Source organism: Psychrobacter sp. Ps2 (assembly GCF_022129405.1).
In the GTDB taxonomy this organism is placed as follows: Bacteria; Pseudomonadota; Gammaproteobacteria; order Pseudomonadales; family Moraxellaceae; genus Psychrobacter.
Genome location: NZ_JADQAM010000034.1, coordinates 42,032 through 62,531 on the forward strand (window position 1 = coordinate 42,032; position 20,500 = coordinate 62,531).

The following is a 20,500-nucleotide window of genomic DNA, read 5'->3' on the forward strand; positions in this document are numbered from 1 at the left end:
ATAAAATGCCAAATCATACTTTATATTTATTTAGCTATTCAGCGGCTATCTCTACTTCGTCTACTGACAGATTAGTAGCACTGTCAGGTAGAATATTAACCGTTGTAGAAGTAGCATTATTTGTAATACTAGCAACGGATGGACGCGCCTTATCAAACAATACTTGCTCAAACGCAGGCAATGCTGTCTCCATTAAGCTACCAATCACCATTTGCGGCTCTGATGGCTCAAAGCCCATGGCGCTCTCACGCTCATTGACCCGTATACTGGCATCCTTAAAAGCCGACTCAAAACTGGTATTCCCTCGTAGACTTTCAGCAAAAAACGCTTGACCAAAATAGGTCATCTCAGCTGTGTTGGTGCAGCCAAACGATGCTTTGTCAGCGGCTGATGCAGTAATCACTACCGTGGTTGGCGATGCCAATTCGTCAATAAACGAACCTGAATAGCAGGCAGACACCACAATCACACGCCAGCGAATACCCGATGCATCTAGCGCCTCACGCAACCAGGTGGCATCTAAATTATCCATCGCAAGCGGTGGATTTGCTAATTGGACGATATCTTGGTTACCATGTGAAGACAACGTCAGGAACAACACATCTTCATCAGCGTTCATCTGCTGACCGATTTTCTTTAGACCGCGCAAAATGCTGGTCTTAGTAGCGATTGGTTCATCGAGCCAACTATAAGTATTATTAATCAGCGATAGTGAATGCCCGCTGGTACCAAAACGTACATCAAACAGCTCGCGCACTTTATTAATCTCGGAACGAAAAACGTTTTGATCAGAGAATCCTGCAACTCCCATAAAGTACCAGTCGGTTTTGCCATCGATACTTGGGTCTATACTATCCAATGCTTGCTGTAATAGGCGTGGCTGCTGATACAATGCCGCCTCTTCTAATACAGGCTCTACAGGTATTTGCTTAAAGATTGGCTGGTCAGCGACATTACGTTGCCAAATAGTCAGCAACGCTACCGCGCCAACCAATACAATGATTCGCTCCCACCATGGTATACGCAGACGACGGGAGAAAATCCAAAGTAACGCTAGCGTCTGCCATAAGAACAATACTAAAAACAGTACTGGTAAAAACGAATAACTCCAATTTGGCAACCAACCGTAGCTACCAAAAAACTGCACTAAGCTCTGCAATAGGGCTGATAATGTATCAGCGACCAACCACAATACTACTGGTACAAATACCAATGCTTGGTTGCTCGCTCGCCGAGCCAAAATAATACCACCAAGCAAAATAATCATCGGCCAGATCAAATAACTGACCAATCCTTGCTCATTAAATATGCTGCCACTTTCAGCAGCTAACCATGAAAATAAGACATTACTACCAAGCGCCAATAGTGCAAATACGGCAAACTGTACAAAAGTGGGTTTAACCCAAGAAAAAGCCCGTGTTGAGCCCACTAGCATCCACAAGGTTGCAATAATATTGGCAGCGAAATTGAGCGAAAAACGCTGAAGCGAGACGGTTTTTAACGACGTAAGTGACAAAGACTTAGACCTCTAGCCAGTCGAGAAAAATAAAATGACTCAATGATAATTATCTTAATGTAACAGCCGCGCGGTGCAATCAATTGACGATTTTTTGTACAGCATGCAGACATCGATTTATATTGAATTCACGATGGAGTGATTATAGAAGATGACTAGCACTGCCTAATATTCTAGCTCGCTAATCTATCGCGATTGTAACGGATTGTCGGTTAAGAGGATAAGGCTGATTTGTAAAATTCACTTAAATTTGACTAAAAATTCAAATAAAAAAGGAGGCCTCTTATATAAAGCCTCCCTTTTTTGCTAATTACTAAACATTATCTCATCAATAGCTCATTGACGCGTTTTAGGTAAGCGGCTGGATCGTCTAGCTGACCGCCATCTGCCAATAATGCCTGATCAAAAATGACTTGCGCTAAATCATCGAATTGCTCACTGCTCTCAAGCTTCTTGATGAGTGGATGGTCAGGGTTTACTTCTAGCGTTGGCTTACTTGCTGGTACGTCCTGACCCATTTGCTGTAGCATCTGAATCATTTGTGGTGATAGCTCACCTTCACCAACAACCAAGCAAGCTGGACTATCGACTAAACGAGTAGACACTTTGACGTCTTTAGCACGTTCGCCCAATGCAGCCTTTAGTTTATCAACAACAGGCTTGAGCGTTTCTTGGGCTTTCTCTGCTTCCGCCTTTTCTTCATCATCTTGCAAGTCGCCTAAATCTACTGCGCCTTTGGCGATGTTTTGCAGCGGTGTCTCATCGAATGAGGTCAAGAAGTTCATTGCCCATTCATCAACACGGCTGGTCATCAAGATAACTTCGATGCCTTTTTTCTTGAATAGCTCAAGTTGCGGGCTGTTTTTCGCAGCGGCTAGGTTATCAGCGGTGAGGTAATAGATGGCTTTTTGGCCATCTTTCATACGACCTTTATAATCTTCAAAGCTTGTTACCAGACCGTCTTGGGTGCTAGTTGCATAACGCAATAGCTTAGCAATACGTTCTTGATTGCCTGCGTCTTCGCCTAAACCTTCTTTGATGACATCACCGAACTCTGCATAGAATTGGGCAAATTTCTCTTGCTTGTCACTGTCTTCGCTATTCGCAAGGCTTGCAAGCAGCGTCAAGATACGGCGAGCGTTACCATCACGGATAGATTTTACATCACGTGACTCTTGTAGTAGCTCACGGCTCACGTTTAATGGCAAGTCTGCTGAATCAATCACACCTTTCACGAAACGCAAATACATCGGTAGCAATTGCTCAGCTTCGTCCATGATAAAGACGCGCTTCACATACAGCTTTAGACCATGCTGCTGCTCACGAGTGTATAGATCAACTGGCGCTTTTTTAGGGATATATAGTAGCTGCGTATACTGTACGCGACCCTCTACACGGTTATGCGTCCAAGTAAGCGGCGCATCCATGTCATAAGAGATATTCTTATAAAAATCGACATACTCATCATCTTCAATTTCAGAGCTAGAGCGAGTCCATAGTGCACTGGCTTTGTTGATTGTTTCCCACTCATCAGTGAGTACCATCTCGCCACTAGCAGGCGTGTCGTCGTTTTCGTCTTCTTTTACATCTTCTTGCCAGATCTCTTTACGCATCTGAATCGGCAAGCTGATATGGTCAGAGTACTTATTAACCAAGCGCTTGATTTTGCTGCGATCCAAGTAGTTATCTTCGCCTTCGCTATATTCTTCTTTTAAGTGCAAAGTAATCGCCGTACCGCGCGTGTCTTTGGTAATAGGTTCAACAGTAAAGCTACCAGTACCATCTGACACCCAGCGCACGCCTTTATCCGCAGGCTCGCCCGCTTTACGCGATTCAACACTGATGGTATCAGCCACGATAAAACCTGAGTAAAAACCAACACCGAACTGACCAATCAATTGACCGTCTTGTTTCTGTGATTCAGACAATTTGTCTAAAAATGCTTTGGTGCCTGATTTAGCAATCGTACCTAAGTTTTCGATTGCATCGACTTCGTTCATACCAATACCATTGTCGGTAAAGGTAATAGTTTTGGCAGCTTCATCGACGGCGATGCGGATTTTTAATTCGCCATCATCTTCATAGAGGCTATCATCATTTGTGCCTTCAAAGCGCAACTTATCACAAGCATCCGACGCATTAGATACCAACTCGCGGACAAAAATATCAGCGTTAGAATATAGTGAATGCGTTACCAAATGCAGTAATTGCGCCACTTCCGCTTCAAACGTATGTTTTTTTAATTCTGGATTCAGACCTTCAGCTTGAGTTGCTTCACTCATAAAAACTCCTTTAAATTCTATGAAAGACCTATTATCAGATAACGATATACTCACTAAAGCCGTTCTCATAATGTTAGAGAACTTACCGTATGCAATACCGTTAAACTGTCTATACTAATAGGGGCATTGAGAAAAAATTCAAGCTCAAAAGCCCTATTCAATAAAAAACACCGCGCTTGTTTACCAAGGCGGTGTTCTGGTATCAGTTATTTATTTGCTCAGTCATTTTCTGATATAGCAATCAAAGTGCAAACAACAGCAACTACTCTGAATATGCTTCTATCAATATATCCCAGAGAGTCGTCAGCTTTTTTGAAAATTGAGTATGGGTTTTCATAGTAACCTCTATGTCGATTAACATCGGCTTGTTAGTAATATTATCTTTTTAGTAATATTGTCTTGTTAGCTACTATTAAAACTATTTCTCTATTATTTGTATAATTAATTGATTACAACGTATCATTTCATTTTTCAAAACTATAGGCTGGCTGACTCTTAGTTTCTTAACGTGGCATCGGGCGAATGGTGAGAATTTGCTCGCTACGACCAAATGGCCCATGTACATCGTGCAATACCGCACTGGTCAGTCCGATACCATCATCGCCATATTGTTGTACAGCCTCGATACCGAGCCAGCGACCTTTTGGCGAGCGATGCATATGGATTTGCAAATCAGTATTGGGAAACATCCATTCTAACTTGGATAAACCAAGACCCAATCTTGGTACAACACCGTTGGCAGTATCGACCATACCTAACAGATGCACCAAGTCATCAGTCGGCCCGCCTTCAATCATGTCGAGATCATTAGTAATCCATACCATACCGCGACCAGAGCGACGGTCTTCTGTCGCTACTAGACTTACGCTTTCGATAAAGCCGCCCGGCCAGCCTTTCATACCTTCCCAAACTGGCAACTCTTCAGGTTTATACTCTGCTGGTTGATCTTCAAGTCCGGCAATCTCGCTGGTATCTTGAGTAATAAGTCGCCATGCTCTTGCAATGATAGCATCGCGGCCACGGCTACTCATGACCGCTTCGACCAGCTCAATAGTCTTACCCGGTCGGATACAGCGAGTAGTGATAGTAAAATCGTCAAGCGGTATTAGCCCTAAGATATCGAGGCTCACACGTGCGATACGAGTATTAGGTTGTGGCGCGAAGCTGTTAATCTCGGCTGATAATAGGCCTGTTGCTGGCGCCATGTGCTGCTCATGCTCATTCCAAGCACCTTGAGCATGCTTGGTTGGCTGATAATGCGCCACACTGACACCGTCTTCTTGTAATTCTCGTTTAATAAATTTGTAATAAGCAGTCATAGCTATCCTATATTTGGTACCTTCATCTGTATTTTTTATTTAGGCTTGTACTTTCTATTTATGGATAAGCTCTTGTTTTCTTAGCGTAAGAATACGGCGAGCTTTTTGTAAGAAAAATAGTAAACAGATCATAACTACTGCGAGCATCGCATAGAAAAAACTTTTTTCTGCCATAAACTTCATGATATTCATAAACAATACAAAAACTACTGCTGCCATCACTAGCATATTGAGCTTTAGTTGCTTGTTGACTTCAGCGAGCGTGGCCTCTGCCAATACAAATCTGGCTTTTGGTTCTTTCATGCGACCTTATCCATATCAATGATGGTTCATACAAATATAAACACGAATATTAGTTACTTACCAACCTGAGTAACAGGTATCCGCAACGCTTTTGGCAGACTAAACGTCACATTTTCTTCAATACCAGATAGCTCACTAGGTAGATCGCCACCCCAGTCTTGCAACTGTTGCAATACTTCTTGGATTAATACTTCGGGTGCGGACGCACCAGCGGTCACGCCAATACTTTGCACGCCATCTAACCAACACTTGTCCATCTCACTGGCGTTATCGATTAAATACGCTCGGCAATTCATACGCTCAGCCAGCTCACGCAAGCGATTAGAGTTTGATGAGTTTGGCGAACCGACTACCAAGACTACTTCACAGCGACTGGCCAAATCTTTTACCGCATCTTGGCGGTTTTGAGTGGCGTAGCAAATGTCGTCTTTGCGAGGGCCTTGAATACTAGGAAATTTTTCACGCAGCGCATCGATGACTCGCGCAGTATCATCCATCGACAAAGTTGTCTGAGTCACAAATGCCAAACGTTCGGCGTCTTGTACAGTCAATGCGGCCACATCACCTTCATCTTCGACCAGATGAATCTGCCCACCATGGCGACGATTGAAACGTCCCATAGTGCCTTCGACTTCTGGATGTCCTGCATGTCCTATTAACACTGCATCCATCCCATCTTGCGCAAACTTTGCCACTTCGATGTGTACTTTAGTTACCAGCGGACATGTTGCATCGAACACTGTCAAATCTCGGCGCTCAGCCTCATCTTCGACTGCTTTAGAAACCCCATGAGCGGAGAAAATAACGATAGAGCCGTCTGGTACTTCATGAAGCTCTTCAACAAATACCGCACCACGATTGGCCAAGTCTGACACCACAAACTTATTATGCACAACTTCATGACGGACATAAATAGGCGGCTCGAAACGTGTCAATGCTTCATTAACAATCGCAATTGCACGGTCCACACCAGCACAAAATCCACGGGGATTGGCAAGATAAATTTGCATAAAAAGGCCTATCATTGGATAATTTATAGTTAAAACGTATTTTTGAATTTTTTATTCAAAAGTTGGGGCGAAATCAATGCTCTACTTTAGCATAATTTGCTTTTATCGCTCTCTAAAATAGCTGTCTACTCATAGCAATATTTTATAGGCAAACCTCAGCATACTTACGACATATTGCAAAACCAGCTTTAACTTGTATAAAAGCAGTTTATAATAATGCATCTATTATAATTTCTATCGCCATACATGATGGCGTTTTTTATTTTTTCCAGTCTTTGTTTTTGGCTGAGGCACTGCTTAACTTTTTATCAACACGCATTTATTACAATACATTTTACGAGTTACTAAGACACCTTCTATTAGGATAAATTGTATGACAGGTTCATTATTCATCGTTACTGCCGCTTCAGGTACTGGCAAGACCTCACTGGTCAAGCAATTGCTTGCGACCACCAATGACTTGACTGTCAGCGTCTCTCATACCACTCGCGCACCACGTCCAGGCGAGATTGATGGTCAGCACTATCATTTCACAGATACCGATAGTTTTACCAATGGTATCAATGCAGGTCTATTTCTAGAGCATGCTGAAGTATTTGGTAACTATTATGGCACGTCAGAGGAAAGTGTCCGTACCCAGCTAGCGGCGGGTATTGACGTGATTTTGGAGATTGACTGGCAAGGCGCGACGCAAATCAGAAATATCTTTCCCGATGCTACTATGGTTTTTATTCTACCACCCAGCATTGCGACATTACGTCAACGTCTCTCAACCCGCGCGCAGGATTCTGTAGAAGTTATAGAGCGCCGTCTAGCTGGCGCGGTCACCGAAATGGCACAATATGTGAATGCTGACTATGTAGTGATCAATGATAATTTTGATGTAGCCTTAGCTGAGCTAAAAGCCATCATCGTGGCCGACAGGCAGACACTTAGTCGTCAGCAGCAGCGCTATCATCGCACGATTAGCAACTTGCTAAACACTCAAGTAGAAGAGTAAACTAAGCACAAGCAGCTAATCTCGTAAGTAGATATAAAAAGCAACTACGCGACTTGGCAAAAAATGCTATAATATTTAGCTATCCCCCTTTATATTTTTGATATTATTTTTATTGAGTGGCGGGCAAGGTCCGTTACTAATAGAAACAACCGAGGTAGCTATTTATGGCACGAGTGACGATTGAAGATTGTTTGGATAATGTTGATAATCGCTTTGAGCTAATTTTGGTCGCAAGCAAACGCGCCCGTCAATTGGCCAAAGGTATTGCCGAGCCGTTGGTTGACGTTGATAACGACAAGCCTACAGTATTGGCACTACGTGAAATTGCCGCTGGCAAAATCACACGCGACATCCTAAATCAGCCAGAGCATAATTTTGCTACTAGCTCATTAGATTTAGCACTGTCAGGCGACCACAGCTTCTAATAAGCTGTTTTGGTAAGATGTATTTTATAAAGCCAATCGTGTTTTTATAAAATAAATACACATCTTGATCAACTATAGAGACCACAGCATAGGCTGTGGTTTTTTGGTTGTAATAATAATGTATTGGCTATTTTGGTCACCATTTATCTCCAAAATAGACCACTGAGTGAAATTTTTTCATCGCCCACACGCTTATCAGTTGACATTGAAAGCGATTTGCGATTAATTAGAGAATGGCGTACTCATCCTTAAGTTTTGTATGGTAGGTCATTATTTAGCTTCCATTTGCTTCGGTAAGTGGCCCAACAAGTAGGTCATGGAAAATAGGATCATTATTTTATGAGTCAAACCCTACCCAAACTCAGTCATCACCTCGTCGATGATGCTCAATATAATTTACTACGTTCGGTAGGTTATCTCACTGCTGCTGAGCGCCGTGATATTGTTGATGCTTGTGAGTTCGGAGATATTGCGCACATTAAAGACAAGCGCAAATCAGGGGAACCTTATATCACGCATCCAATCGCTGTCGCTGAGATACTAGCGGGCTTTCGCTTAGATCGAGATACCATCATTGCAGCAATCCTGCATGATACGGTCGAAGACACCGAAGTTAGTGATGAGCAAATCAAGCAGCGTTATGGTGAAACTGTATCAAGATTGGTCGATGGTGTGACCAAGCTAAAGTCCTCTTCACATAACAAGCAGCAAAATAAAGCGGCCACCTTTCATAAGATTTTGACCGCCACTCTCGCTGATCCGCGTGTACTTATTATCAAGCTTGCTGACCGTCTACATAATATGTCTACGCTAGACGCGGTACGTCCTGAGAAGCAGCGCACCACAGCTCAAGAAACCTTGGATTTTTATGTGCCATTTGCACGATTAATGGGTCTGAATGATATTGCTGACTATATCGAAGTATTGTGTTATCGCAATTTAGACTCTGATATGTACAACAAGCTGTCTGATAAACTGTTACAACATGGGCTTGGACGAAACTTTCAAAGAGAGTCGATTCATCGTTATTTGAGTATCGTGCTAAACAACTTGGATCTCAATGGTCTGGTCAAAGTCTTAGACAATCGTGTGGTCATATATCGTCAGTTTTTCCGCAATCGCGGTGAGATTAACGCGCTACTGCGTCACTACGCGTTTGAAATCGTCCTTGATAATATCGAAGCCTGTGACAAACTGGCCTATTATCTAATCAAAAAATATCAGATTGATGATACCCATATTGCGGATAATATTCGTCGTCCGCTACCAGGCGGTAACCAGTCCCTCACCCTCATCTATGAGCGTGACAACGACGTGGTAAAAGTCACTATATTGACTAAGCAAATGCAAAGCGCTGCGAGACTTGGTGTCATCGGGGCAGAGCACGCATCTGATGTGAGTCAATCGGTCATCCAAGCATCTTTGCGTAACATGAAAGATTTGGTCGACGAAGACAATCTGAATGAAAACAGTCCTGATTTCTCAGCAGCAGTCTCTACCATTAATGAGCTGATGGATTATCTGCACTCTAGTAAAATCATTTGCTACAGTCCTCAAGGGCGTGCTTACGAGCTTCCACAGGGTGCAACGGCGCTAGATTTTGCCTACGCGGTCGGGCCTATGATTGGTAACGTTGCCGTTGGTGCAAATATCGATGGTAAAGCTGCAAAGCTCGGCACCGTGGTAAAAAATGGACAGTCCGTTGAGATAGAAGTAAACAGCCACTCAGAACCAAAAGCGGAGTGGTTAGGATTTGTAGTGACTAACAAAGCCCGTGAAGAAATTTTACGTTGGTTCAAAGATTTATCTGTCGCTGACAAACAACACCATGGTAGACAGGCATTGGATCGTGCGCTCCGAACGCATCAGAAAAGTTTTGATGACTTGACAGATGCTGATTGGAAAGACCTGACTGAATGGCGCGGTCTGACAGAAAAAGATGCGTTATTTGAACAAATAAGCTCAGGTATGCTACTTCCTCAGCTAGTCGTGACACGTTTGTTTAGCGATGAACTGAGCGATCTACAGGCAAAAGTACATAGCGATGATATGACCCAACCGCAACAGCTGATTGCAAATGCTGCTGGCGTCGAGCTTGATTTTGCCAACTGTTGTCATCCGATATATGGCGACCCTATCGTAGGGCATTTATCACGTCATGGTTTGGTCGTTCATCGTCATAAATGTTTTTCACTGGATGATATCCGTAAGGACAATCCTTATCAGGTGATCCAATTACGTTGGCGCAATGACAATGCGGTCAAACAAGGTGACATCGGCGAGCATGACCTGAAAAACAGCGGCAAGATTCGTTTTCCTGCTTATTTGAAGCTCTCTATTGCGCTTAGTGATGAGCAAATCAGTGAAGTTATCTATCACTTGCGCCAGCTGCATATGGGGGTTGAGACCGTTGACGTGCGTAATAGTGATACTATCATCCATATCATCGTACGCAGTCGCAATCACTTGGCTCAAGGCATTCGTGAGCTGCGTTCATTACTCGGCTTCCCTAACATCATACGGCTATATCAATTATAATAACCCTGCCTGTCTAGCAAACTCTTTGTCTAGTCAGATTTGAACGCATCGCGCTGAGGTTTTGACAACCTCTAAAACAATAATAGGCACTGTTGCTTGTCAGTGAGCAACAGACCAACCAATAAAATACGAAAAGGACATAATATGACTCGTCAAACGATCCAAACAGATAAAGCTCCCGCAGCTGTAGGCACTTACTCACAAGCCGTAAAAGTTGGCAACACCGTTTATATTTCAGGTCAGCTTGGTTTTGACCCTGAAACCATGGAATTAAGAGAAGGTTTTAAAGCACAGGCTGAGCAAGTGTTCGAAAACATTAAAGCGATCTGTGAAGCGGCTGGTGGTAGTATCAATGACGTGGTTAAGTTTAATGTGTCTTTGACTGATTTAAGTGACTTTGCGGTTTTAAACGAAGTATTTGTGTCGAACTTAAACGAGCCATATCCTGCTCGTGCTGCAGTACAAGTCGCAGCCCTACCTAAAGGTGGCGTGGTCGAAATCGAATCTATCTTATATATTGACCAAAACTGATAGTAATTTTTGTTTATATAGTTCTATTATTTAGATAATCCTATAACAGTCAATCCATCATAAGCTTAGCATCATGCTAAGCTTATTGGTCTCTGCCTCTTTTTCTTTATTTCACATCAATATTAATCTGATAAGACTGCGAAGCCGTTTATGTTGGTACAAGTTGCGCTGCCCGTACCCCTTTATCGGGTGTTTGACTATAGATTACCAGCTGATATGCTTGCTTTGCCAAACAGTGCGATACCGCAAATCGGCAGCCGTGTTGAGGTTTCATTTGGTCGTCAGACTCTGATTGGTATTGTGATTGCTCATATTTCACAAGACGATAGCAGCGTACCTGTTAACAAGATCAAACCCATCAATAAATGTCTAGATGCTGAGCCTATTTTGGACTCGGACATGCTCAAGCTGGCCTACTGGCTGGCGCGCTATTACCACTATCCACTTGGCGACGTGTTAGCAGTTATCTTGCCAAGCCTTGTCCGTCAAGGCAAACCATTAGACTTGCTGATTACCCATTGGCGCATTTTGCCTCATATCACTGATGATGATTTTCGAGCCAATGCCAAGAAACAAAAGCAGCAGTTCGACATGCTAAAGCTACATGGTCAGCATGGCGCAAGTGAAGATGTATTGCTACTAGAAGGGATGCAACGAGCCTTTTTAAAGACGCTAGAAGATAAAGGGTTAGTCGAGCGCTATATTCAGCCAAAACAAGCGCCTACTCCAGTTAAACTGGCAAAAATGCCACTTGATCTCAATGATGAGCAGAAACTTGCTGTCGACGCTATTATTGCTGCACACGAATCTGATACTTATACTGGTTTTCTGCTCAACGGTATTACTGGGAGTGGTAAAACCGAAGTCTATCTGCAAGCGATGCAAGCTGTACTAGAGGCTGGCAAACAGGTGTTGATTTTGGTACCAGAGATTGGACTAACACCGCAAACGCGGGCAAGATTTGCCAGTCGGTTCGCAGCCCACATTGTGCTATTACACTCTGGCATGACTGATACCCATCGCTTGCAAGGTTGGCAAGACTGCCGCACGGGTCATGCACAAATCGTGATCGGTACACGTTCGGCTGTGCTATATCCTTTCGCAGACTTAGGCCTGATTGTCGTTGACGAAGCGCATGATGGCTCGTACAAGCAACAAGACACATTGCGTTATCATGCCGCTGATGTCGCTCTCTATCGAGGTTTGCAGTACAAAATCCCTGTCATACTCGGCACTGCCACACCTTCTCTTGAGCATTTAAAACTGGTCGATGATGGCAAGCTATCAGAATACCAACTGCTTACTCGTCCAGGTAATGCCAAGCCTGCAACCATGCAACTGATCGATGCTCGCTTGCAAAGCACCCATCAACAAGCCCAAGATGACGGTGCGCGCTATGATACAGGGCTGACGGATGCCATGATCGGGGCGATACGGCAAACGCTAGAAGCTGGTGATCAAGTACTAATATTTTTGAACCGTCGTGGCTATGCGCCTGTTCTATTGTGCGAGGCTTGTGGCTGGCAAGCAGATTGTCCACGCTGTGACGCTCATCTGACCGTTCACTATAATAGCCAAGCCCAGCGAAACAATTATTCAAGCAACTCTTACTTAAAATGCCATCATTGCGATTGGCAAGCCTATATCCCTACCGTATGCCCTGATTGTGGCAGTCAGAACCTAGACGCCAAAGGTATGGGAACGACAAGGCTCAGCGAGAATCTACACGCAATCTTTGCCAATCCTCAAACCAGCAAAGAGCTCTATCCGATTATTCAAATAGACCGTGATACCACAAGACGCAAAGACAGCTGGGAAAATATTTATGAGCAAATCAATAAAGGCAACCCTGCCATATTGGTCGGCACACAGATGGTTGCTAAAGGTCATCACTTCCCCAATGTCACGCTGGTTTGCTTACCCAATGCCGATCGTGGATTTCTGTCAGCAGATTTTCGCTCACCAGAGCATACCGCACAGCTCATGATTCAGGTGGCAGGCCGTGCTGGTCGAGGTGACAAAGCTGGCCGCGTATTGATTCAAACGTTGCAACCTGATAACGAGTTACTATTGAAACTGGTCAAAGACGGCTACTTGTCATTTGCACGCGAGCTACTGCAAGAGCGTCAAATGATGGGCTTACCTCCTCATCGACATGCTGCATTGATACGCTGTGAAGGCAAAACATTGGCAGCCACTACTCAAGCGCTCAAGGATGCTATCGCGCATTTGCCGAATGCTCATAACCTCGCTGTTCTCGGTCCTATTGATGCGCCCATGAGTAAAAAGAACAGCCGCTACCATGCACAGCTTTTGCTACTGGCCAAAGACCGTCGTCAATTGCACCATGTGTTGGGACAGTGGTGGCAGCCAGTGCTTGCCCTACCAAGCGCTAAATACCTTAAGCTTACTTTGGACATTGATCCTGTCGGTTGGTAGTTCTCACGCAGCTCTCAACAAATGGGTGCATATCTTTCTACTCATCTCCTCATCATGTTTACTTCGTCGTTACAGCTTCTCATGCTTGGCTATGTTAAATTTATAACTATCAAATGATATGCGATCAAGGCTCTATGCCTACTCTACCCATAGCAAGCATCACTTATCAGTAAACGTCACTTATCAGTAAACATCATCTATCGAACGCAACTATCAGCGAATTTGAGTATTATTATGAATTCAAATAATCCAAACTCTGACGAGCACAATCATAGCCAACAGCATGATAATACGAATGTGCCTAAGTACGTTCGCGAAGATGAAGAAAATAACTACACTCAAGAAAACCAAGGCCATCACGATCATGATGAGCATCTAGAGCAGACAACTACAGCACGAGATACCAAGGGCTATCAGCGTACGTTGCTGTTCAGCTTTATTATCATTACCGGTTATATGTTTATCGAAGCCATTGGTGGCTGGCTTACCGGTAGTTTGGCCTTGCTGTCCGATGCAGGGCATATGTTAAGCGATGCGATAGCGCTTGGCGCCACTTTGGTCGCATTTAAAATCGGCGAAAAAGCGGCCACTCACCAGAAAACCTTCGGCTACAAGCGCTTTGAGATATTAGTTGCTACGGTAAATGGCGCGACACTTGTCATAATTGCTTTGATGATTTTTTATGAAGCGATTAAACGCTTTAACTCACCGCCAGAAATTGCGACCCAAGGCATGCTTATCGTGGCGACTATCGGTATGCTGATCAATATTTTGGTCGCTTGGCTAATGCATCGAGGTAGTCAAGGTGGCGAGCCACACAGCCATAATCATGGTACGGATGATGCCAAGGTCGCAGAGCAGAAACCTTATAATGCAGAACCCGTTAACCTCAATATGCAAAGCGCCTATTTGCACGTATTGAGCGATTTATTAGGGTCAGTGGCTGCGATTATCGCTGCGCTACTTATGATGGGTTTTGGTTGGGTATGGGCAGACGCGGTGGCATCAGTAATCGTTGCCGTACTTATTTTAATCAGTGGCTACCGCGTCGTACGTGATTCTGTACATATATTGATGGAAGGAACGCCTGCCAATATATCGCTCGTCGATGTGGAGCAAAAATTACTCGAAGACTCTAAAGTACAAACAGTACATGACCTACATGTCTGGAGTATTACTAGCGGTCTCAATGCACTCTCTTGTCACGTGGTGGTCGATGGTGAAATGAGTATCCATGAATCAAATATTCTAATTGCCAGTCTCGAGCAAAGACTGCTAGAGATTGGTATTCACCATGCTACTATTCAGGTCGAAAGCTCGTCTCATCCGCAGAATAACTCACATAGCGATGCATTGGTCTGTGATATTTCGGGACATCTACCTGATGGTAATAGTCATATTGGTCATAATCATTAACGATACATTTTCAGCTAAGTGATTGAATAAAGAAGTCAATAACTTGAAACACGACCTAGAAAATACAAGTATAGGCATCTGATACTGGTTCATACTAAAAGTTACGTAGAATTAGAACTAGAATCTAGATCACATTAAGACAGTCGTGATTTGCGACAAACTTTTGCTTTATTCCATTCAAAAAACTTAAGTTCAAATCGGCTTATGTGGTTATAATAACTATTATAAAGTTTTGTTTAGCACCCCAGTTAATTTTTATAATCATACTTTTTGGTATTTTCACTCTATCTATTGATGATACAACACTATGTCTAGACGCTCAGCACCCTTTGTCGCCCCAGACTATATCGATGATCCTGCATCAAAAGATGGCAAAAAACACGCCAAAGTTTTGTTATCAACGCTGCAAGAAGACATTGCAAACTTTCGTAATGAACAGTTTCCACCTGATATTTTGCGCCAAATTCGTGATATGCCTATTTATGAAGGCAACTTAGCCGAAATCCAAACCTATCAACAACGTTGGCAAAATCTGCTTGAGCGGGCAAAGGATTTTTATCCAGCGGCCAATATGCCACCTGACTATCTACCGCTCCCTGCCAGCCTTGAGATACCGCAATTCATCTATCACGTTCAGCGTCTACACTTGACTAAGACGCGCGCTAAAGAATCTAAAAGCTTTGGGTCAGTAGGTGCTCTGACCGATAAGTGTGGTCAATATACGGATGATGAAATTGAGCGCATGACAGTGGTGCTAGATAACGATGACGAAGCGCGACTGGTAGCGCACCGTGAGTTTATCGATCTGCGTGCTTATGTTTTTTGCCGCGATAGTAAGGGCGAGATGCTAGAGCCTGAGCGGGTGCGTTTTTATCGTACGGGTCTTATTGTACATGCCCTGCCTGACTTTAAGATTGTTGATAGTCGCCAGACACCGCGTAAACGCCGCAACGATGCTTATAATAATCCGCTTGCAGACAATGGTGTGTGGAAAATTTATCGCAAAAAATAATAGATATTAGCGCGATATCGTTTTAGTCATACTGATTTTAGTCACGTCCATTTTATATTGTGTATTTTATTCAAATTTTTAAGGAGCCCAGATGTTTGCTGCCGCCGCCGGCTCACCAAATCTCATGTTGCAAGCCACTATCTTTTTGGGAGCAGCATTGCTCTTTGTCCCTCTCGGTAAACGCTTCGGCATTGCAACGGTTTTAGGCTACCTTATCACTGGACTCATATTGGGCCCAAGTGGCTTGGATGTGGCAGGCGACGCTGAAAGTCTATTGCACTTTTCAGAGTTTGGCGTGGTCATGCTGCTTTTTATTATCGGGCTTGAGTTACAGCCTTCGCGGCTCTGGGCATTGCGCCGCTCTATATTTGTATTGGGCGGTTTGCAGGTCGGTTTGACTGGTACGCTACTGATGTGGCTCCTACACCAGTTTTTCTCCTTACAACTAGATACTGCCTTTATTGTTGGTTTTGGTTTAGCGCTATCTTCTACTGCGTTTGTACTACAGATACTGACTGAAAAACAGCAGCTTTCGAGCACGCACGGTCGAGAAGCCTTCACTATTTTATTATTCCAAGATATTGCGGTCATTCCATTGTTAGCAGTCATTCCGTTTTTATCAGGGGTGCGTGAGCAAAGCTACGATTTGATTTATTTTGGTAAAGTATTTGCTGTCTTTGCAGGTCTCATTTTTGCCAGCCGTTATGTGGTTCGACCATTCTTTAAATTTGTGGCTTCCAGTGGTGCATCAGAACTACTGACAGCGGTCGCCCTATTTATCGTGATGGGCGTATCTATCTTGATGGGCCAAATCGGTCTATCAATGGCGTTGGGTGCATTTTTGACAGGTGTGTTGTTAGCAGATTCTGAGTATCGTCACGAATTAGAAGCCAGTATCGAACCTTTTAAAGGATTGCTGTTAGGTCTGTTCTTTATGTCAGTCGGTATGCTTACCGACGTCAAACTCATTTTGGCAGAGCCCATCTTTATTATTGGCTGCGCACTCGCCTTGATGTTTATCAAGTTTGCAGTGATTGCAGGTATTGCCAAAGTATCGGGCAATCGCTGGCCAACCAGTATCAGATTGGGCGTAACCCTAGCTCAAGGTGGTGAGTTTGCCTTTGTCCTATTCAGTGTCGCCACTGCTCAAAACGTCTTACGTCCCGAGCTTGCCAATACTCTTAATCTTGTCGTTACCATCTCGATGGCGCTGACACCTCTGGCATTCTTGTTGTTAGAAAAGGTAGGTGAGCCGTTATTTGCCAAGAGCAAGCCGAGCCGCGAATACGATACCATTCCCGATCATGAGCATCAGGTCATTATTGCAGGCTTTGGCCGCGTTGGTCAGATTATTGGCCGTGTACTGCGCATGCATAATATCGAATTTACCGCTATCGAACGCTCTGCAAACCGAGTAGATTTTGTAAGAAAGTTCGGTAACCAAGTATATTATGGCGACCCAAAGAACCCTGAGATTTTAAGAGCGGCAGGTATTCAAAAAGCGCGTGTATTTATTCTTGCCATCGATGACTTAGAGCGCTCCATCACTACCGCTCAGTATCTTCGTAAGAATTACCCTGAACTGATTGTATTGGCAAGAGCACGCGACCGTCAGCACTATTATCGTTTGCGTGAAGTTGGCGTGCGGCACATTTGGCGTGAGACTTATTTGTCGTCTTTGGACATGTCACGCGAATCACTACAGTTATTAGGTATCTCACCAGAAAAAGCGCGTGAGACAGTGCAAACATTCCGTGATTATGATGATGATTTGATTGAACGTCAGCAAGCCATTTATGATGATGAAGCCAGCATGATTGAGTCGGAGCAGTCAGCGATGGCAGAGCTTGAAAGCCTGTTTGATGAAGACATTGGCAAAGCACGTAAGATGGATTTGACTGATTTTTACGAGGCATTAAAGAGCCAAGCAACACCAGTTGATGAAAAGAATGATATTGCAATGGACTCCAAACACTAGTAAATGCTAGCACATACTAGATAGATACAGCCCCTAATCAGCCATGCAGTTTTTAGGGGCTTGTTTTTTATTCAGTGAGCTGGTGCAATTCCAGTTATCACTATCCGGTATATGATAAAAGACCAGCGTCTGCTCGTTTAAATAGCGTATTGGAAACGTCACGTTCTGAATCGTTGCCACTACCGCACAGTCAGTTTCTGTCACGCCAGCAGCCTGAGTATCGACATGCATGCGTATTTGCTGCTGCTCGGTACTCAGGGGCAGATTTACTGGGCACTGCCCTGTCTGTTGATAAATCAACGCCACTCGATTTTGGGCATTCTTTGCAATATCATAAGCATCAAACAACACTTCGTTTGCTTTTGGCTTGGCAATAATCGGTAAAAACTGCACCTTAATCACCAATAGCGAAAACGCAAAAAAACCAAACCCTAATGCTAGTCCAAATAAGCTAACACCACCTTCTCTTTGCAGATGTGCCTTCTGTGCTGCCTCATCTCGCGGATGGTCATTTATCGCATCAGCGATCTCACGCCTTGCCATTCGGTAGTAATACGCATCTGTCCAGCGTGCCACCATAAACGACCAAAATAGCCAAATAACAGCGGCAATACCGATACGTGTTGCCATCTGATAAGCATCTGGTACATAGGACATCGCTACAAACTCAAAGGCGACTAGCACCAACGCGACATTAAGCTGAATAAAAGACCACCCTGCGACACTATAGACAATCGCATCCATATAGCGCTTGCGATATAGCAACCAAGGAAAAGTGATAAAAAACGCAGCCCAATGCCATTTTGGCGACAGATAACCTTGCTGATCAAACTGCTCAAAACGTTTAAGGTAATAACGCTGGGTACGGTTACCGATGAACCACTTGTCTAACTGCTTACGTTTAGCAGGTGTTAACGACTCTTGATAAAATGGTGGCGGTGAATCGGTCTCGATAAATAACATGGCAACACGCTCTACTTGCTGACTCTTAGAAAAAGCATTTGAAAAATACCATTATATGATAACGCCAAAACCAATGTGTAACATAGAGAAACCACAGCACCGACCAGCAAATACGCGAAAATAGGATTGTCCGTTCACAGTTGTATGGATTTGACTTATAATAAGCAAACATCACCCACCTAATTAAGCCTTACGAATCCTATGAGTCAACATTCTGATATCAATGACAACGTCAATAGTACCGATACTACTGATGAGCAAACCCCTAATAGCACAAGCGAGCCTATCGATATCGATAACAGCACTAGCCAAGAGATAGAACCGACTTCTGACAAACATATCCGCATCGTCAATACGTTTATGAAGCGCCGTACGCATATGAACAAAAACGCTGAGCTTGCATTAACTGCTCCAGAGTTTTCTGAGTATTTGGTCAATAACAGTTTTGGTGATGGCGATCTTACCGGTATTGACAACTTACGTACGTTATTTGCTGATAGCCCTAACGGTCCAGATGCGCCGCTTACGGTAGAGATTGGTTTTGGCTTGGGTGATTCATTTATTGAAATGGCGGCCGCTGACCCTACTCGTAACTTTGTCGGTGTAGAAGTGCATGAGCCTGGTATTGGTAAATGTGCGTATATGGCTGGCACCCAAAATTTGAGCAACGTAAAAATCATCAACGGTGATGCTATTCAATTGCTCAAGCAGCTACCAGAAAACCATATCGACCGTATTCAGCTATACTTCCCTGACCCATGGCAAAAGAAGCGTCACTATAAGCGTCGTTTTGTCAGTCCTGAACGTATGACCATCGTTACGCGCAGCTTAAAACAAGGCGGCTGGTTCCATACAGCAACTGACTGGGAGCATTATGCATTTTGGATGGTTGAAGTATTAGATGGTTTCGCTGGATTGACCAACAAAGCAGGTAAAGGTAATTTCACTGAGCGTCCTGACTTTCGTCCAATGACCAAGTTTGAGCGTCGTGGCCTCGATCGTGGGCATGGCGTCTGGGATTTGATCTATATCAAAGACTGATTAATACAGCTCTACTTTTAAGTGTTTTGACAAAGCGGCTATCTGATGTAGCCGCTTTTTTGTGGCCTTCTATAGGCTATAGAAAATATCTCTAAAAATACTAGACATTCTATGCATAACTATGTCTACTGACATCTTAGGTGTATATCTTGAGTCATACTCCTGACTTTTAATGCCTATAGTATGACTATGCATAAAAAAAGATAAATTTATAATTTGTGAAACATAGCGCTCATAGCGTTGTTTGTAGACAAAACTGCTTCTTTAAAGTGATTAGAAAAAAAATATAGAATCCGTTCCTAGCACTAATAATCTACGTAAACTTATGTATTATAAGGCTTTACAGAGTTCTCCCCATAAGCTGTGGATAACCCTGTGCATAAGTCACTACTTGACAACTTTATAGCTAAGCAACTTAAAGGATAAGGTAAAATCGTTCATTTTTTGTACAATTTATAAAACCTTTAAAATCAAATACTTATATTAAATTCACACACATAAAAAATTATTTTAAATAATTTTTAAAATAATTTAATTCTTCATAATGTTTCACAATTAGCAAAAATAAGCCTTTTATTTGTTGTGGACAACTCCTAAATCTATTGACAAGCATAGTCATTATCAGGTTCAAAACAACAGCGACCTATCGCATCATTTCTATAGATTTTCAGCGTCATACCATACGACAGATAGTGTCGTCTAGCATCCCTCAACGCTCATTATAGTG

General features: G+C 43.4%; 15 protein-coding genes. 9 read left to right on the plus strand and 6 right to left on the minus strand.

Annotated elements, in window-relative coordinates; translation table 11 throughout:
• Positions 1–34 precede the first annotated feature (34 nt).
• From I3254_RS02685 to ispH, 5 genes are all read right to left on the minus strand, one after another.
• Positions 35–1,516 (minus strand): C13 family peptidase, encoded by a 1,482-nt coding sequence (locus I3254_RS02685; RefSeq protein ID WP_238050949.1) that lies wholly within the window; start codon positions 1,514–1,516, stop codon positions 35–37.
• 320 nt (positions 1,517–1,836) lie between these two features.
• The gene (gene htpG, locus I3254_RS02690; RefSeq protein WP_238050950.1) at positions 1,837–3,798 is read right to left on the minus strand and encodes a molecular chaperone HtpG; all 1,962 of its coding nucleotides are present in this window, start codon (positions 3,796–3,798) and stop codon (positions 1,837–1,839) included.
• Between the two features lie 503 nt (positions 3,799–4,301).
• Entirely contained in the window at positions 4,302–5,117 is an 816-nt protein-coding gene (locus I3254_RS02695; protein ID WP_238050951.1) for a thioesterase family protein, read from the minus strand.
• A 54-nt stretch (positions 5,118–5,171) separates the two neighbouring features.
• Positions 5,172–5,420, minus strand: coding sequence for a hypothetical protein (locus I3254_RS02700; protein ID WP_102092783.1), 249 nt, complete (start codon positions 5,418–5,420; stop codon positions 5,172–5,174).
• Between the two features lie 53 nt (positions 5,421–5,473).
• Positions 5,474–6,430 carry a 4-hydroxy-3-methylbut-2-enyl diphosphate reductase gene (gene ispH / locus I3254_RS02705; RefSeq protein ID WP_238050952.1) on the minus strand — a complete coding sequence of 319 codons (957 nt, stop codon included), beginning with the start codon at positions 6,428–6,430 and terminating at the stop codon, positions 5,474–5,476.
• Positions 6,431–6,803: 373 nt separating this feature from the next.
• Between ispH and gmk the strand changes: the two genes are divergently transcribed.
• The 8 genes from gmk to I3254_RS02745 all read left to right on the plus strand — a co-directional run bounded on the left by gmk (position 6,804) and on the right by I3254_RS02745 (position 17,769).
• On the plus strand, positions 6,804–7,430 hold the full coding sequence (gene gmk / locus I3254_RS02710) for a guanylate kinase (RefSeq protein ID WP_238050953.1): 627 nt from the start codon (positions 6,804–6,806) through the stop codon (positions 7,428–7,430).
• Between the two features lie 164 nt (positions 7,431–7,594).
• A complete protein-coding gene (gene rpoZ, locus I3254_RS02715) occupies positions 7,595–7,855 on the plus strand; it encodes a DNA-directed RNA polymerase subunit omega (RefSeq protein WP_057761396.1) in 261 nt (86 codons plus the stop codon).
• Between the two features lie 339 nt (positions 7,856–8,194).
• Positions 8,195–10,393, plus strand: coding sequence for an HD domain-containing protein (locus I3254_RS02720; protein WP_238050954.1), 2,199 nt, complete (start codon positions 8,195–8,197; stop codon positions 10,391–10,393).
• Positions 10,394–10,537: 144 nt separating this feature from the next.
• Positions 10,538–10,924, plus strand: coding sequence for a RidA family protein (locus I3254_RS02725; RefSeq protein ID WP_238050955.1), 387 nt, complete (start codon positions 10,538–10,540; stop codon positions 10,922–10,924).
• Positions 10,925–11,074: 150 nt separating this feature from the next.
• Positions 11,075–13,363, plus strand: a complete 2,289-nt coding sequence (locus I3254_RS02730) for a primosomal protein N' (protein ID WP_238050956.1) — start codon at positions 11,075–11,077, stop codon at positions 13,361–13,363.
• Positions 13,364–13,597: 234 nt separating this feature from the next.
• Positions 13,598–14,779 carry a cation diffusion facilitator family transporter gene (locus I3254_RS02735; protein WP_238050960.1) on the plus strand — a complete coding sequence of 394 codons (1,182 nt, stop codon included), beginning with the start codon at positions 13,598–13,600 and terminating at the stop codon, positions 14,777–14,779.
• Between the two features lie 307 nt (positions 14,780–15,086).
• Positions 15,087–15,791 (plus strand): hypothetical protein, encoded by a 705-nt coding sequence (locus tag I3254_RS02740; protein ID WP_238050965.1) that lies wholly within the window; start codon positions 15,087–15,089, stop codon positions 15,789–15,791.
• Positions 15,792–15,882: 91 nt separating this feature from the next.
• Positions 15,883–17,769, plus strand: coding sequence for a monovalent cation:proton antiporter-2 (CPA2) family protein (locus tag I3254_RS02745; RefSeq protein WP_238050967.1), 1,887 nt, complete (start codon positions 15,883–15,885; stop codon positions 17,767–17,769).
• Positions 17,770–17,802: 33 nt separating this feature from the next.
• Here the strand turns inward: I3254_RS02745 and I3254_RS02750 are convergent, their stop codons facing one another.
• On the minus strand, positions 17,803–18,732 hold the full coding sequence (locus tag I3254_RS02750; protein ID WP_238050968.1) for a DUF2628 domain-containing protein: 930 nt from the start codon (positions 18,730–18,732) through the stop codon (positions 17,803–17,805).
• A 201-nt stretch (positions 18,733–18,933) separates the two neighbouring features.
• On the opposite strand from I3254_RS02750, the gene trmB reads away from it, so the two are divergent.
• Positions 18,934–19,773 carry a tRNA (guanosine(46)-N7)-methyltransferase TrmB gene (gene trmB / locus I3254_RS02755; RefSeq protein ID WP_238050973.1) on the plus strand — a complete coding sequence of 280 codons (840 nt, stop codon included), beginning with the start codon at positions 18,934–18,936 and terminating at the stop codon, positions 19,771–19,773.
• Positions 19,774–20,500: the final 727 nt, after the last annotated feature.

Bases quoted from the DNA above. Each gene is read 5' to 3' on its own strand.
- I3254_RS02695 (WP_238050951.1), bottom strand. From the start codon at position 5,117: ATGACTGCTTATTACAAATTTATTAAACGAGAATTACAAGAAGACGGT.
- I3254_RS02720 (WP_238050954.1), top strand. From the start codon at position 8,195: ATGAGTCAAACCCTACCCAAACTCAGTCATCACCTCGTCGATGATGCT.
- htpG (WP_238050950.1), bottom strand. From the start codon at position 3,798: ATGAGTGAAGCAACTCAAGCTGAAGGTCTGAATCCAGAATTAAAAAAA.
- I3254_RS02745 (WP_238050967.1), top strand. From the start codon at position 15,883: ATGTTTGCTGCCGCCGCCGGCTCACCAAATCTCATGTTGCAAGCCACT.
- I3254_RS02700 (WP_102092783.1), bottom strand. From the start codon at position 5,420: ATGAAAGAACCAAAAGCCAGATTTGTATTGGCAGAGGCCACGCTCGCT.
- ispH (WP_238050952.1), bottom strand. From the start codon at position 6,430: ATGCAAATTTATCTTGCCAATCCCCGTGGATTTTGTGCTGGTGTGGAC.
- trmB (WP_238050973.1), top strand. From the start codon at position 18,934: ATGAGTCAACATTCTGATATCAATGACAACGTCAATAGTACCGATACT.
- I3254_RS02740 (WP_238050965.1), top strand. From the start codon at position 15,087: ATGTCTAGACGCTCAGCACCCTTTGTCGCCCCAGACTATATCGATGAT.
- I3254_RS02730 (WP_238050956.1), top strand. From the start codon at position 11,075: ATGTTGGTACAAGTTGCGCTGCCCGTACCCCTTTATCGGGTGTTTGAC.
- gmk (WP_238050953.1), top strand. From the start codon at position 6,804: ATGACAGGTTCATTATTCATCGTTACTGCCGCTTCAGGTACTGGCAAG.
- I3254_RS02735 (WP_238050960.1), top strand. From the start codon at position 13,598: ATGAATTCAAATAATCCAAACTCTGACGAGCACAATCATAGCCAACAG.
- rpoZ (WP_057761396.1), top strand. From the start codon at position 7,595: ATGGCACGAGTGACGATTGAAGATTGTTTGGATAATGTTGATAATCGC.
- I3254_RS02750 (WP_238050968.1), bottom strand. From the start codon at position 18,732: ATGTTATTTATCGAGACCGATTCACCGCCACCATTTTATCAAGAGTCG.
- I3254_RS02725 (WP_238050955.1), top strand. From the start codon at position 10,538: ATGACTCGTCAAACGATCCAAACAGATAAAGCTCCCGCAGCTGTAGGC.